Below are 16310 nucleotides of genomic sequence, written 5' to 3' on the forward strand. Positions count from 1 at the left end.
ATGATGGTATCGATTCCTGAGATTCGAAAACGTTTAAACGGACCCATGGTTCCGTTCTACTTGGAGAGGATGAATGAAGATGACAACAACGATACCTTTATGGGATCATGCTGCACCTTATGCAGCCCAGGGCCATGAAGACGAAATGCCACATTTGATTCCATTTATTCAGCCCGGTTCCGAGAGCGCTGTCATTGTGTGTCCAGGAGGCGGCTATGGATTTTTGGCTGATCACGAAGGTGCTCCAATAGCCGAATTGTTGAACCGTGCAGGCATTAGTGCGTTTGTCCTGAAATATCGGGTGGCGCCTCACCAGCATCCTGCACCGATAACAGATGGTCAGCGTGCCATACGTTATGTTCGTGCTCATGCTGAGCGGTATGGCATCAACCCTGCCAAGATTGCAGTACTTGGTTTCTCCGCAGGCGGACATCTTACTGCAACACTGGGAACGCTGTATGACGAGGGACAACCGGATCATGAGGATCCGATTGAACGTCAAAGTTCACGCCCGGACCGAGTCATTCTCTGTTATCCGGTCATTACGATGGAGTCCTATGGACATGCCGGTTCCCGTGAGAATTTGCTTGGATCTGACGCGACTGCCGAGCAGATTAAGGCTTTTAGCGCGGAGCAGCAGGTGAGAGCGGATGCTCCTGAAGCGTTCATCTGGCACACCAGCGCTGACCAGGCAGTGCCTGTAGAGAATAGCTTGCGTTACGCACTTGCATTGGGCGAGCATGGCATTCCCTATGATTTGCACGTTTTTGAGAAAGGTTCACATGGTCTTGGATTGGCTGAGGACAACCATGCGATTCGGGTATGGTCGGATCTGTGTCTCACATGGCTCAAGAATCAAGGCTGGTAATCACTGAATGATAACAAGTTAACGGTCCTGACTAATCAATTATTCTTATATTAGCGCTTTAGAGCGAAGGAGAAAATGAAGATGAAATTGCAGAAAAATGACAAGCTTCTGTTTATCGGCGATTCGATTACGGATTGTGGTCGGCAGCATCCTGTAGGCGAAGGCAGTTCAGGTCTGGGCCATGGTTACGTAGCGCAAGTCTATGCGCTCTTGCGCTCCATCTACCCGGAATTGATGTTGCGTGTTCAGAATGTGGGTAATGGTGGAAATACGATTCGTGATCTGAAACAGCGCTGGGATCGTGATGTGCTGGACCTTAAACCGGACTGGTTGACGATCATGATCGGCATTAACGATGTATGGCGTCAGTTCGACAACCCATTGTCAACAGAATCACATGTGTTTCTTGAAGAATACGAATCGACATTGCGTGAACTGGTGGCTTCGGTTAGTCCCAACCTGAAAGGTCTGGTACTGATGACTCCTTATTATCTTGAGGCCAATCCGGAAGACCCGATGCGGGCAACGATGGATATCTACGGAGAAGCGGTACGCAGGGTAGCCAGTGAGTATGATGCAGTGTATGTGGATACACAGGCCGCATTTGCTCCATTTTGGGATCATTTCTATACGTCTGTGCTGACTTATGACCGGGTACATCCGGATGCAACGGGCCATATGGTACTGTCCAAAGCATTCTTGGATGCCATCGGATTCGATTGGTCAGGCGGCGTCAAATCTGAATAAGGACGTGATGGCATGAGCGACGTAACTGTAGCAGTACAAACCCCGGCATTACTGGGGGAAGGTCCAAGCTGGGATGCGGAGAACAATCGATTATTGTGGGTAGATATTGAAAGTTTTAAGGTGCATGTGTATGATCCGGCTACAGGGCAGGATCAGGCTTATGATGTCGGTGAACATGTCGGTGCTGTTGTTCCCTATCGTGGTGACGAAGTTTTGGTTGCTTTACGCAGTGGATTCTACACTTATAACTTGCTTACGGGTGCGCGTCATGCCATTGAGGACCCCGAACAAGATAAGGATACCAATCGTTTTAATGATGGCAAGTGTGATGCGCAGGGCCGCTTCTGGGCAGGTACGATGAGCATGAATAATGAGAGCAAAGCCGGATCACTGTATTGTTTGGAGCAAGGACACCCCGTTCGCACAATGGTACAAGGTGTATCTACATCCAACGGCTTGGGCTGGAGTCCGGATCGGCAGACCATGTATTACATTGATACCCCGACACGTTCTATTGACCGGTTTGATTTTGATCTGACGGCAGGTACGATACAAAATCGGACAAGTGTCATTCACATACCGGAGGAATTTGGTTTTCCGGATGGGATGACGGTTGATGCTGAGGGCATGCTGTGGGTTGCGCACTGGGGCGGAGGAAGAGTCACTCGCTGGAACCCGCATACATCAGAACTGTTGCAACAGATCGAGGTGCCAGCAGATCAGGTAACATCCTGCTGTTTTGGTGGACCGGATCTCGAAGAGTTATACATTACAACAGCACGCATTGGGATTAAGGAAGAACGTCTGAAAGAGACACCGGATGCGGGCTCACTTTTTGTCATCAAACCGGGAGTTAAAGGCCAGGAGACTCATCCCTATGGTAGCCAGCAATAAACAGGTGCCAATCATGTAGTTAACCTTTATCTGGTTTGCCAGGTAAGAAACGATTCCATTTTTTATTCATATATAAAATGTCGAAAGATGCTGTTCTAACAGCATCTTTTTTTGTTGTTTAAACGATTTTGAACACTGAAAATATTTTACAAAAAACGGAATTTCGACAGAGGGGTTTGGGGGTTGCCAGCGAATGTTATTTATTGAAAGTATTATCCAGATAACCGCGAATCAAGAACAATTATGTAAGCGCTTAACAAATGATTGGAAGGAGGTGAGGCTTCTTGTAACAAGAGATGCATTGATTCGTCTGGCACGCCATCATCAGCACGATGAGACAGCGGGGATAGACCGAAATGCAGTAACGAAGTAGAAGAGGAGGATAAGTTGATATGAGAACGTTTATGGGGAAATTGCGAATGATGAGCCTGACGGTTGCCGTAGTAACCGCTTCGCTGGGAGGACTTGCTGGAACGACAGCGGCGGCACCAAGTGAAGCCTATGAGTGGAAAAATGTAGTGACTGGTGCAGGTGGCGGATTTGTGCCGGGCATTATTTTCAACGAGTCGGAAAAGGATCTGATCTATGCCCGTACGGATATCGGGGGAGCCTATCGCTGGAATGCGGCCAACGAGAGTTGGATACCTCTAACGGATTTTGTCGGCTGGGATGACTGGAACAAGAATGGTGTGGACGCACTGGCTACGGACCCGGTTGATCCCGATCGGGTGTATATGGCCGTTGGGACGTATACGAATTCGTGGGACCAAAATAATGGTTCCATCTTGCGCTCTACGGACCGGGGAGATACATGGCAGACCACAACACTTCCGTTCAAAGTGGGCGGCAACATGCCGGGACGTTCAATGGGAGAACGCCTGACCGTGGACCCGAATGATAACAGTATTCTGTATTTCGGTGCACGAAGTGGTCATGGGTTATGGAAAAGTACCGATTACGGTGTGACCTGGAACGAAGTCACAAGTTTCCCGAACCCGGGAAATTATGTGCAAGATCCTTCGAATGAGTATACCAGTGACATCGTAGGTCTGGCATGGGTTACGTTTGACAAAACAACAGGTTCGGCAGGGCAGGCAACCCAGACAATCTATGTGGGTGTTGCGGATAAAGATCAAAGTGTATATCGCAGCACAAATGGTGGCCTGACTTGGTCAGCTGTTGCTGGTCAACCTACAGGTTATATCCCGCATCATGGTGTGCTCGATTCAGACGGAAGCCTCTATATTACGTACAGCGATGGTGTTGGACCCTATGATGGGGAAAAAGGTGATGTGTGGAAACTGAATACGTCGACAGGTGTCTGGACCAACATCAGCCCTGTTCCAAGCAGCAGCACGGATAATTATTTTGGATATGGCGGATTGGCTGTTGATGCACAGAATCCCGGTACATTGATGGTTGCGACATTGAATTCCTGGTGGCCGGATGCCACCTTGTTCCGCAGTACAGATGGCGGAGCGACGTGGACACGCATATGGGAATTTGAAGGATATCCGAACCGCAAGTTACGTTATACACAGGATATTTCGGCAGCGCCATGGCTCACATTTGGCACCAATCCTGCCCCACCCGAAACAACCCCAAAACTGGGCTGGATGATCGGTGATCTGGAGATTGATCCGTTTGATTCCGATCGCATGATGTATGGAACGGGTGCTACGATCTATGGAACGAAGAACCTGACAGACTGGGATGATGATAAGAAAATCAATATTTCAGTGATGGCAAAAGGGGTTGAGGAGATTGCCGTACTGGATCTGATCAGCCCGCCAAGTGGTGCACATTTGATAAGCGGAGTGGGAGATGTCTCGGGATTCCGTCATAACAATCTGGATCAGGCGCCAGCGACCATATTTACGAGCCCGAACTATTCTTCCACAGAAAGTCTGGATTTTGCAGAGTTGAGTCCAAATACGATGGTTCGCGTAGGTAAAGCAGATTATGCTGCTGATCCAAATGCAAAATCCATTGGTTTGTCCAGTGACGGAGGCACTACGTGGTATAAGGCCAATGCAGAACCTGCTGGCACAACTGGAGGGGGTACCGTAGCCATCTCTGCGAATGGTAACCGACTCGTATGGAGCACATCAGATAAAGGTGTACATTATTCGACTGGCGGCAATTCATGGACGGCAAGTACGGGCATACCTGCACAGGCAAAAGTGATTTCGGATCGTGTCAATCCAAACAAATTCTATGGATTTGCAGCGGGTAAAATCTATGTGAGTGTGAATGGTGGTGCTTCCTTCACGGCATCACCTGCGACCGGACTTCCGATGGAAGGAAATTCTGATCTGGATGCCGTTCCAGGTGTTGAAGGGGAACTCTGGTTTGCTGGTGGTAGTGAGGACGAAGGTCCTTACGGATTATGGCATTCCACGGATTCAGGAGCGACATTCACAAAGCTTGCCAATGTAGAGGAAGCAGACAGTATCGGATTTGGTAAAGCGGCTCCTGGTCAGAGCGTTGTGGCGTTATACACGGTTGCACAGATCGATGGAACACGTGGATTCTTTCGCTCCGATGACGGTGGTGCCAATTGGGTTCGTATCAACGATGATCAGCATCAGTATGCTCGTGTAACTACAATTACGGGTGATCCTCGTTTGTATGGAAGAGTATATCTCGGAACCAATGGCCGGGGAATTTTGTATGCTGACCGTGTTGGAGGTAACAATGGCGGAGGAGACGGCGGGGGTACTCCAGTGACCAACTCTGCGATTACACCGGTTACAGCCGAATTTGATCGCAAAGCAGGCAATCAGGTGAATATTCCAGTCACGTTAACACTTAACGGCAATACACTTACATCCATTCGCAACGGGAATGCAACGCTGGATTCAGGTACAGATTACACGTTGACAGGCAATGAGGTTGTATTAAGTAAAAACTACCTGGCTTCACTGCCAAATGGCACAGCGACGCTAACCTTTCAATTCAGCGCAGGCGCTCCTGCGACCTTGAATCTGCTCATTAAAGACACGACAGCTGCACCTGTTGGAACCATACGCATTGAGATGTTTAACAGCAACACTTCAGCGACGGGCAGCTCGATTAGTCCCAAATTCAAACTGACAAACACAGGTACTACAGCCTTGAATCTGTCTGATGTAAAGATCAGATACTACTACACGATAAACGGTGAACAGCCTCAGAACTTCTTCGCTGACTGGGCAACAGCTGGCAGTTCGAATGTAACAGGCACGTTCAGTGCGCTCAATCCAGTTCGGACTGGTGCTGACCACGTGCTTGAGATTGGATTCTCAGCTTCCGCTGGAACTCTGAATGCGGGACAAAGCACGGAAATCCACACTCGCATCTCCAAGAACAATTGGACCAACTATACGCAAACGGATGATTATTCTTTTGCAGGTAGTCAGACTTCCTATGCGGACTGGACCAAAGTTACCGGTTATGTCGCGGGAAGTCTCCAATGGGGAATTGAACCATAAGTGAGTGATTTAACGAAATAAAGGATTGAAATAGGGGTCCTGATTCGCCAAATGATCGAATGGCGAGTCGGGGCTTCTTATTTTGTCGAAATATAGTGTAAAATATAGATAGTTACCATTGCTTAAAGGATCGTTTTAGGATATAAAAAGATGTACAATCAATTTTAAATTAATGTAACCGCTAACACTGGAAAGTGTTTATAACCGATATATAATAGTTGGTATAGCCTGTACAGATATAGAGGAAAGATTAGACAAGGGGGTCGCGATCATGAACCGGTTGTGCAAGGTGCTGATTGTTGACGATGAGTTTCTGGTAAGGCAGGGCATAAAGCACCATATGAACTGGGAAGCGGAAGGATTTATCATTGTGGGAGAAGCTTCCAACGGTGAAGAAGGATTACAGCAAGTGAATCTGTTAAAACCGGATATTGTGATTACCGACATTGTCATGCCTGTCATGGATGGCGAAACGTTTGTCCGTACACTAAAAGCCAGTAATCCGCAGATTGAAGTTATTGTACTTAGCAGCTTCAGTGAATTCGAGTATGTACGTTCAACGCTTCAGCACGGGGCAGCCGATTATATACTGAAACCCAAGCTGGATACGAATGAATTATTGCAAGTCCTTCAACGCACAGCGGGTAAAATTCCCGAGCTACAGTTCGAACCTTCGCACGATGGCTGGAGGCTTGGGCAACTGATGGAGAAGATGCTGTCCGGATTTACACTGGATGAAGATAGCGAAATGCCGATGATTCGAGATACCTTTCCGTATGAATCCTTTCGCTTGCTGGTGTATAAACCCGTGGGTGCTGGAGGGAATCCACTGAAGATGGATCAGGAACAGATTGAATCCAAGCTCCGCAGTGATCTGCCTGAAGTAGAATGTGCAATGGTTCCCGCAGAGGGTACATTACCTGTGATGCTTCTTAATGTCGATCCTGCGAGAGATCAATGGATGCTTGAACGGATCAGACAGTTGGCCAGTGAAAATGCAGCAGGAGAAGGCAGTCCTGGTTGGGTGCTTAGTGAAAGCTTTACTTCATTTGAACAGATGGGTGTTGTTTACCGGGAACGCCTGGTTAAGCTGATTGAATATCGCTTCTATTATAAGGATCGACCAATCCTGGTGTATGGCGAACTGCCTCCAATGCATCCCGCAGGTTACCAGTTTAATGTGAATATGTTTTTGCAGCATGTGAAGCGTAACAGGGTCGAAGCGGCAAGGGACTATTTACAGGATCATGCGGCAACACTTGGACGGGATTATATTGCCGATGTGTTTGAGATCAAATCATTTCTCGGTAACTTGATCTTTAACGTGACCATTACCCTCGCGGATATGGATGTCCAATCTGCCGGGCTGGAAGAGAGCAAATATACGTATTTTAAAAATGTGGACGGGGCTTCGAGTCTGGACGAAGTTATGACTGTGCTTGACCAATTCATGACCGAAGTTCAGGAGTGCACCGTTGGTGCGGGTGGAAAACGAAGTGATCCCAACATGAAGATGCTGCTGGATTACATGCATGAGCACTTTGATCAGCCGCTCGGGCTTGCTGAAGTAGCCAAGCATTTTCATTTTAATCCATCGTATTTATCCAGTTATTTCTCATCGCACAAAAAAGAAGGATTTAATGAATACTTGAATAAAATTCGGATTGAAAAAGCCGAGGAACTGCTCCGATCCGATGATGTAACGATCTCTGAGATTAGCAGTATGGTAGGCTATTCCGATCATAGTTACTTTTGCAAAGTGTTCAAAAAATTCACCGGATTATCACCAAGCCGATACCGGCGCAAATTCTGGGCATAAAGTCAGAAGGATAAGATCATGAAGAAATGGATGAACCAATTATCTCGTCTCGGATTGTTTCCCAAGTTGTTTCTGGTTATGGTGGTCAGTATTGTCCTCGTTGCTGTACTCATTTTATGGACGACCATTCACATGTCAACCAATCTGTTTACTGAGACGTTCAGTATCACAAACTCCAAGGTGCTTAATCAGATCAAAACAAATTTTGAATCCTTTAATGAGGCCATTGCTGCCGTATCGAATAATGTGACGCAGAGTGGATCGATCCGAGGATTCCTGTCCGAAGGAGATGCCGATTCCCTCACGATGGCCAAATCCTTCTATAATATGAGGGAAACGATGGATCGAATTCAATCCATCACAGAATCCTACGAAGTAGGGATAACAATTATCGGGATTAATGGACGGAGCTATTCCACGAATCGTGCTCACCTTCAGTTGTCCGTGGATGAATTGAAGCAGGAGCCAATTACGATGGAAGCAGCTGAGACGCCGAGTCGTCTTATCTTTGATGTTTACCAAAACGAGGCGACGCTCGGGAGTCAGCAGATGATCTCTGCGACGAAGGCGTTGACGGACCGAACACGCAGCCGGATATACGGTACGCTCTATGTCACGATGAGAGAAGACCTATTCCGGCAATTTTACAGCAGCTTTACAAGTCGTGGCAATGATGTGGTCATTATGAATGAAAAAGGTGAGATTGTATCATCGAATCGTGAAGACTGGATCGGAACAACTCAGCTGGATTTGCTATCGTATGCCCGAGAAATGAACAACAACTCTCCGAGAAGTATTAATGCTCGTGTGATGGATCAGGATAGCGTTGTGTTATCCGAGTATCTACCGTTCTATCGGTTTTATATTGTCAATGTAGTGGATAAGGATCTGGCGATGGGTCAACTTATCGACATGAAGACGGTTGTCCTGATCTGTGCAGCTATCGTTGTGGGGGCACTCATCCTCGTGTTTCTCATCACCAGCCAGATTACCAAGTCACTGCGCAGACTTGTGAGGCAGATGTCCAACATTACAAAAAGTGATCTGGACAACTACATTCCGGTGAGTGGGAGCTACGAGAGCAGGCAGCTTGGCCATGCTTACAATTACATGCTTGATGAACTGCATGATTATGTGGATCAGTTAGTACAGACACAGCATGAACAACGTAACGCAGAGCTTGCGGCATTACAGAGTCAGATTAATCCTCACTTCTTGTACAATACACTTGCATCTGTCAAAGTTCTGGTGCAACAAGGCAACAAAGACAGGGCTGCGGAGACCATTAACGCATTAATTGGATTGCTGCAAAATACGATCAGTGATGTGAGTCAGACGGTTACAGTGGAGCAAGAAGTCGAGAACCTGAAAAATTATGTCTTCATTAATCACGTCAGATATGGTGGCCGGATTAAAGCTGCTTTCTACGTTGCTCCGGATTGTACACACTATCATGTACCCAAACTGGTGATCCAGCCGTTTATCGAGAATGCGTTTTTCCATGGATTTATCAAAAAAGAAACGGGTACGATTCATGTCATGGTTTCCAGAGCGGGAGAATCACTCATCTGTGAGATTATGGACAATGGTGATGGAATTGAAGGGCTTGTCATGGGAGAAACATTGCCCAATCCAAAAAACAATCGTCAACTATTCAGTGGTATCGGTATTCGCAATGTACATGACCGTATTGAGTTATTATATGGTTCACCTTACGGTGTCACGATTATGAGCAATGTCGGTGAAGGGACGAGAGTAACGGTTACATTGCCTTTAATCACGAGTTGAATCGAAACCCGATTCGATTGAATACACTTAAAATCGAGATCCCTCGCTTCTGTTTTCTACAGAGGCGGGGGATTTTCACGTGTCAGAGGTAAAGTGGGTGAAATCATTTTGTACTATTTCAAGATCAAGAAATTACAAAATCAAAAGAAATTACAAAAAACCAAATTTAATGCAAACGGTTTCTGTAAAGGTTTTCATTGTGGCAATAAGATGACAAATCCGTACAAAATTATTACTAACGAATGGAGATATGGGAATGATAAGATGAATACATCGAAAGCAACCGCTTTCAGAAAACGCAAACAAATTACACACAAAGAGGTCGAAGGGGAGTTGAATATTTTGAAAAAAATGTGGGTATTGATGCTCGTTACAGTACTGCTGTTGTCCGCATGTTCATCCGGTGGCGGAGGTAATTCCGCTAGTGGTGGTGACGAAAAAACAAACGAAATTACGGTCTGGGCTTGGGACAAAGCTTTTAACGTAGCTGCAATGGAAACAGCAAAAGAAGCATATCAAAAAGCAAATCCTGATGTGAAAATTAACATCATTGAATATGCTCAAGCTGATATCATTCAGAAACTGAACACAGGTCTTAACTCCGGAACTGCCAGCGGTCTTCCAAACGTAGTTCTGATTGAAGACTATCGTTCACAAAGCTTCCTGAATGCATATCCTGATGCGTTCAAAGATCTGTCTTCCAGTATCACGGCTTCCGATTTTGCAGATTACAAACTCGGACCAACAGCGTTTGATGGCAAACAATATGGAGTACCATTTGACTCCGGCGTTGCTGGTTTGTACTACAGAACAGATCTGCTGGAGCAAGCTGGCTACAAAGCAGCTGACCTGCAAGACATCACTTGGGATGACTACATCCAAATTGGTAAAGACGTAAAAGCTAAAACAGGTAAAGAGCTTCTTTCTCTTGACCCGAATGACCTTGGTTTGATTCGTATGATGATCCAAACTGCAGGTAAATGGTATTCCGCAGAAGATGGTAAAACACCTGACATTGCTAATAATGCTGCTCTGAAAGAAGCGTTTATTACTTACAAAGCAATGATGGATGCCAACATTGTTAAATTGCACTCTGACTGGAGTCAATTCGTTGCCAACGCCAATAACGGTAGCGTAGCAACAATTCCTACAGGTAACTGGTTCTCACCATCTGTACGTCAAGAAGCTTCCCAATCCGGTAAATGGGCTATAGCTCCAATGCCGAAAATGGCTGGTCAACCAAACTCTGTTCACGCATCCAACTTGGGTGGTAGCTCTTGGTATGTTATGAACAACGTTCCTGGTGCAGATCAAGCAGCTGATTTTGTAGCAAAAACATTTGGTTCTGACAAACAATTGTATCAAGATCTGTTGAACAACATCGGCGCAATTGGTACGTACAAACCAGCAGTTGATGGTGATGCGTATGCCAAAGCAGACGAGTACTTCGGCGGACAAAAAATCTTCACAGACTTTGCGAATTGGACGAAAGAAATTCCAAGCGTAAACTATGGTATCAACACATATGCCATTGAAGATATTCTGGTAGTAGAAATGCAAGCATTCCTGAACGGTAAATCAATCGATGACGTTCTGGCTGATGCACAAAAACAAGCTGAAGCACAATTAAACTAAGATACCCAAGGTAACTTATAGAACCCTAGGAAACATCGGAGCCGTCTCCCATGTCCGGCGCAAGTCGAACCGGATATGGCGAGAGGCTCCGTGGGTTCTACCCATGTTCCATGGAGAGAGAGGAGCCATACTGTGAAAGCCATGAATACAGGAGACAGTCTCCAAAAGAAAAATAATTTGACTGGATGGGCTTTTGTTTTGCTGGCTGTTGTCGGGATTGTTGCATTTTACTTCTACCCGATGATCCAAGCGCTGCTCTTATCGTTCAAGTCTGGTGTAGGAGCCAATCTTGAATTTTCGGGCCTTTCTAACTACAAAAGATTGTTAGTTGATACAACGTTCCGTACAGCATTATCGAATACATTTATCTACTTGATCATTCAAGTGCCTGTAATGATTATTCTCGGTTTGTTTATTTCCGTATTGCTGAATGACAGCACACTACGCTTCCGGAGCTTCTTCCGTACAGCGATTTTCTTGCCTTGTGTAACTTCATTGGTAGCGTACTCTGTTGTATTCAAATATTTGTTCGCACCAGATGGAATGGTGAATCAATTCCTTATGGGCTTGCACATTATTGGCGATCCAATTCAATGGATCACAGACCCGTTCTGGGCTAAAATTACGATCATAATCGCCGTTACTTGGCGTTGGACCGGATATAACATGATTTTCTATCTGTCATCCCTGCAAAACATCGATCAATCGATCTATGAAGCTGCAAGAATTGACGGAGCGAATGCTTTTACACAATTCTTCAAAATCACAGTACCTTTGCTCAAACCGATTATCCTCTTTACGTCAATCACATCAACGATTGGTACATTGCAAATCTTCGATGAGATCATGAATATTACCAAAGGTGGTCCAGGTAATGCGACCATGTCGATTTCACAATACATCTACAACCTTTCGTTCAAATATTCACCGGACTTCGGTTATGCAGCAACAGTATCGTATTCCATCGTAATCTTGATTATTGTATTGTCCATCATCCAGTTTAAAGTGGCAGGTGATAATAAAAATGGCTAAAGCTAAAGCAAAACGGATTTTCACGTATGTGTTCCTATCCATCGTCGCCTTTGTATCCATTTTCCCTTTCTTCTGGATGCTGGTCAGTTCAACAAATGCATCAGTCGATGTCACCAAGGGTAGACTGCTGCCGGGTTCAGCTTTCATTGATAACTTCAACAAACTGATTGATTCGACAAATCTGGTACAGGCTCTCGGAAACTCGGCGATTATCTCTGTAATCTCCACTGTCTTGGCACTGTTTATTGGTTCCATGGCAGGTTATGGCTTCGAGGTATATCGCACGAAGTCCCGTGATGTCGTGTTTAATATCCTGTTGTTGTCCATGATGATCCCGTTTGCAGCGATTATGGTACCATTGTATCGTATGTTCGCAACAATCTCGGGAGTTGCACCGGTTATCGGAATCAACACGATGGCAGCAGTGATCCTGCCAACCATCGCAACAGCGTTCCTGATCTTTTTCTTCCGTCAGAACACCAAAATGTTCCCGAAAGACTTGCTGGAAGCTGGACGTATTGATGGTTTGAGTGAACTCGGCATCTTCTTGAAGATCTATATGCCAACCATGAAAACAACATATGCAGCGGCAGCAATCATTACATTCATGAGTAGCTGGAACAACTATCTGTGGCCACTCATTGTATTGCAAACACCTGACCAACAAACGATTCCACTGTTGATCTCAAATTTGGGTGCTGGTTATTCTCCGGATTACGGAGTAATCATGACAGCAATCGTGATTGCAACACTGCCTACAGCAATCGTTTTCTTCATCATGCAGAAACATTTTGTTGCAGGTATGGTAGGTTCCGTGAAGTAATGAAAACAGCATAATCCGTGTAAATGACGGGTGCAGGAAAGAAGAGAGGGCGCTGTTATGGCGTACCTCTGTCTTTTTTGTTTATGTAAAGCAAAAGGAAACCCAGAGTAAACCTTGAATAAGTCAAACTATAACGTTTTAAAGGGAGAGAGAGCCGATGAAAGCAACAAAGGCAGATATCAACTGGTTGGGGGACGTAAGTGTATTTGAGGTGAACCGTCTTCATGCCTATTCCGATCACCGTTATTACCAAACAATGGACGAGGCTGTAGGTTCAGGCGCGATGTCCATGCGTTATGATCTGAATGGTACGTGGAAATTCAACTATGCAATTCGTCCGGACAGCCGTTCTGAGTTTTTCTATACATCCGATTTTTCCAGTGAAGGCTGGGATGATATTGAAGTTCCGGGGCATATCCAACTACAAGGATACGGACAGATTCAATATGTAAATACACAATATCCTTGGGATGGCCTCAACGAAATTCGTCCGCCGGCATTGCCGCAGGATAAAAATCCGGTTGGAAGTTACATTCGCACATTCCACCTGCCGACAGGTTGGGAGTCGAATCCGGTATATATTTCTTTCCAAGGTGTAGAGTCTGCATTCTATGTATGGCTTAATGGACAATTCGTAGGATACGGGGAAGACAGCTTTACGCCATCTGATTTTGACCTGACGCCATTCCTTCAGGATGGAGAAAACAAACTCGCTGTTGAGGTGTATCAACGCAGCACAGGCAGCTGGCTGGAAGACCAGGATTTCTGGCGTTTCTCTGGTATTTTCAGAGATGTGTATCTGTATACGGTCCCAACTGCACACGTTCGTGATGTTCATGTGCGCACAGATCTGGACAAGTCCTATACGAACGGTACACTTCAACTAGATTTGAAACTGGAAGGAAAAGCGGTTGCTGGAGCACGTGTAGAGGCTGAACTTCGTGATCGTGAAGGTAATACCGTTAAAACGTTTGAATCCAAGGTTAACGATGGACAAGTAAGTCTTCGTGAAGATATTGGTACAGTGAATCTGTGGAGCGCAGAGATTCCATACTTGTACCGTCTATATATTCGTGTATATGATGCTGCGGGTACACTGGTTGAGGTTGTTCCTCAAGCCGTTGGTTTCCGTACTTTTGAAATGATCGATAAAGTGATGCACATCAACGGTAAACGTATCGTATTCAAAGGTGTGAATCGCCATGAGTTCAACCCGCGTCGTGGACGTGCAGTTACGAAGGAAGATATGCTGTGGGATGTTCGTACGATCAAACAGAATAATATGAATGCTGTACGTACGTCACACTATCCAAACCAAAGTCTGTGGTATGAGCTGTGTGATGAATATGGATTGTATGTTATTGATGAGATGAACCTGGAGACACACGGATCTTGGCAGAAACTTGGTGCCGTTGAGCCTTCATGGGTTATTCCGGGTGACAAACCGGAATGGCATGATATCGTTATGGACCGCGCTGTATCCATGGTGGAGCGTGACAAAAACCATCCGTCCATTCTGATCTGGTCTTGTGGTAATGAATCACATGGTGGTGAAGTCATCTACAAAGTATCCCAATACTTCAAATCAGCTGATCCAACACGTCTGGTACATTACGAAGGTGTATTCCATGATCGCCGTTTCGATGAAACAAGTGATATGGAGACTCGCATGTATGCCAAACCGGCGGACATTGAGGAATTCCTGAATGCAAACCCGACGAAACCTTATATCAGCTGTGAGTACATGCATGCCATGGGTAACTCTATTGGCGGTATGCACAAGTATACGGAGTTGGAAGACAAATATCCGATGTATCAAGGTGGTTTCATCTGGGATTACATCGACCAATCCATTTATAAAAAAGATCGTTACGGCAAAGAGTTCCTCGCTTATGGCGGAGATTTCGGTGATCGTCCATCAGACTATTCGTTCTGTGGCAACGGTATTGTCCATGCTGACCGTAAAGTAACTGCAAAAATGCAGGAGGTCAAGTTCCTGTATCAGAACATCAAGCTGTTCCCGGATCGTGAAGGCGTCAAAATCGTGAATGGTAACCTGTTCGCAGATACGTCTGCGCTGGAACTGGTATACAGCCTGGAGCGCGAGGGACATGAAGTGCTGCGTGGAACATTGGAAGTGAACGTGGATGCGCAAAGCGAGACGGTAGTGAAACTTCCGCTGGGTGCAGAAGCTCTGGCGGGCGGCGAGTACGCTGTGAACACTGCATTTGTGTTAAAAGAAGCTACATTGTGGGCTGATAAAGGCGAAGAAGTGGCATTTGGACAGTTTATTTTCACACAGGATCAGGTAAATGATGCAGCCGAGACGGACCTGAACCTTGTAAGTGATGTACAAGTTATCGAAGGTGACGTTAACATCGGTGTTCGTGCTGGCAAGACACATGCGCTGTTCTCCAAACAGTTTGGGACACTGGTTTCCCTGAAATTGTCCGGTCGTGAGACGATTGCTGTACCACCTGCACCGCTCTTCTGGCGTGCAATGACGGATAATGACAAAGGTATGGCGATGGGCTTCGAACTGGGTGCCTGGTATGCAGCGAGCCTGATGCCACGTTCTGTAGAGTGGAAAGCGGAACAGAAACCGGATCAATACCGGATCGAGTTCACGTACAAGCTCAACATTTCGGAGGATGTACAAGTGAAAGTGGTATATACCGTTCATGCAGATGGAAGCGTACGTGTGCATAATACGTACAAAGGTACAGCCGGATTGCCAAACCTGCCAATCCATGCATTGTCCTTCAGAACATCACCTGACTTCGAAAACGTGGAATGGCTGGCGATGGGACCCGAAGAAAATTATGCAGACCGCGCATTTGGCGCACGTCTCGGTATCCACGGCAGCAAGGTAGCTGATACCATGGCTCCATATCTGGTACCACAGGAATCAGGCAACCGTACGGGCGTACGTTGGGCCAAATTGACAGACAACGCGGGACGTGGCTTCAAAATTGAAGCATCCGGAACTCCAGTCGAGCTGAATGTCTCACCATATACAGCATTTGAGCTGGAGAACGCACAACATGCGTACGAATTGCCCCCTGTGCACTATACTGTCGTGACTGTAGCAGGTAAACAAATGGGTGTTGGCGGTGATGATAGCTGGGGTGCTCCGGTTCATCCGGAATACCTGATCCCTTCGGACGGCGAACTAACATTTGAATTTGTCATTCGTGCACTGTAATTAAAAGACGTACAGAATAAAGAATG

At 46.0% G+C, this 16310-nt stretch carries 11 protein-coding genes; all 11 read left to right on the plus strand.

Annotation, left to right across the window (positions count from 1 at the left end):
- Positions 1 to 79: 79 nt before the first annotated feature.
- The 11 genes from V6669_RS10995 (at position 80) to V6669_RS11045 (ending at position 16284) form a co-directional block, all read left to right on the plus strand.
- Positions 80 to 868: an alpha/beta hydrolase gene (locus tag V6669_RS10995; protein ID WP_091031985.1), complete on the plus strand. Its 789-nt coding sequence runs from the start codon at positions 80 to 82 to the stop codon at positions 866 to 868.
- An 81-nt stretch (positions 869 to 949) separates the two neighbouring features.
- Entirely contained in the window at positions 950 to 1615 is a 666-nt protein-coding gene (locus tag V6669_RS11000) for an SGNH/GDSL hydrolase family protein (RefSeq protein ID WP_338593773.1), read from the plus strand.
- A gap of 12 nt (positions 1616 to 1627) precedes the next feature.
- A complete protein-coding gene (locus V6669_RS11005; RefSeq protein ID WP_338593775.1) occupies positions 1628 to 2509 on the plus strand; it encodes an SMP-30/gluconolactonase/LRE family protein in 882 nt (293 codons plus the stop codon).
- Between the two features lie 193 nt (positions 2510 to 2702).
- Positions 2703 to 2882: a hypothetical protein gene (locus V6669_RS11010; protein ID WP_338593777.1), complete on the plus strand. Its 180-nt coding sequence runs from the start codon at positions 2703 to 2705 to the stop codon at positions 2880 to 2882.
- 49 nt (positions 2883 to 2931) lie between these two features.
- Positions 2932 to 5982 carry a X2-like carbohydrate binding domain-containing protein gene (locus V6669_RS11015; protein ID WP_338594899.1) on the plus strand — a complete coding sequence of 1017 codons (3051 nt, stop codon included), beginning with the start codon at positions 2932 to 2934 and terminating at the stop codon, positions 5980 to 5982.
- A 271-nt stretch (positions 5983 to 6253) separates the two neighbouring features.
- Positions 6254 to 7801 carry a response regulator transcription factor gene (locus V6669_RS11020; protein WP_338593778.1) on the plus strand — a complete coding sequence of 516 codons (1548 nt, stop codon included), beginning with the start codon at positions 6254 to 6256 and terminating at the stop codon, positions 7799 to 7801.
- 18 nt (positions 7802 to 7819) lie between these two features.
- The gene (locus V6669_RS11025; protein WP_338593779.1) at positions 7820 to 9589 is read left to right on the plus strand and encodes a sensor histidine kinase; all 1770 of its coding nucleotides are present in this window, start codon (positions 7820 to 7822) and stop codon (positions 9587 to 9589) included.
- 351 nt (positions 9590 to 9940) lie between these two features.
- A complete protein-coding gene (locus tag V6669_RS11030) occupies positions 9941 to 11224 on the plus strand; it encodes an extracellular solute-binding protein (RefSeq protein ID WP_338594901.1) in 1284 nt (427 codons plus the stop codon).
- Positions 11225 to 11365: 141 nt separating this feature from the next.
- Entirely contained in the window at positions 11366 to 12256 is an 891-nt protein-coding gene (locus V6669_RS11035) for a sugar ABC transporter permease (protein ID WP_036610887.1), read from the plus strand.
- Positions 12249 to 13079 carry a carbohydrate ABC transporter permease gene (locus V6669_RS11040; protein ID WP_062833750.1) on the plus strand — a complete coding sequence of 277 codons (831 nt, stop codon included), beginning with the start codon at positions 12249 to 12251 and terminating at the stop codon, positions 13077 to 13079. Before V6669_RS11035 ends, V6669_RS11040 begins: the two co-directional genes overlap by 8 nt.
- Before the next feature lie 157 nt (positions 13080 to 13236).
- Positions 13237 to 16284: a glycoside hydrolase family 2 TIM barrel-domain containing protein gene (locus V6669_RS11045; RefSeq protein WP_338593781.1), complete on the plus strand. Its 3048-nt coding sequence runs from the start codon at positions 13237 to 13239 to the stop codon at positions 16282 to 16284.
- The last annotated feature ends 26 nt before the right edge of the window (positions 16285 to 16310 follow it).

This window comes from Paenibacillus sp. Y5S-9 (assembly GCF_036894235.1).
Taxonomy (GTDB): Bacteria; Bacillota; Bacilli; order Paenibacillales; family Paenibacillaceae; genus Paenibacillus.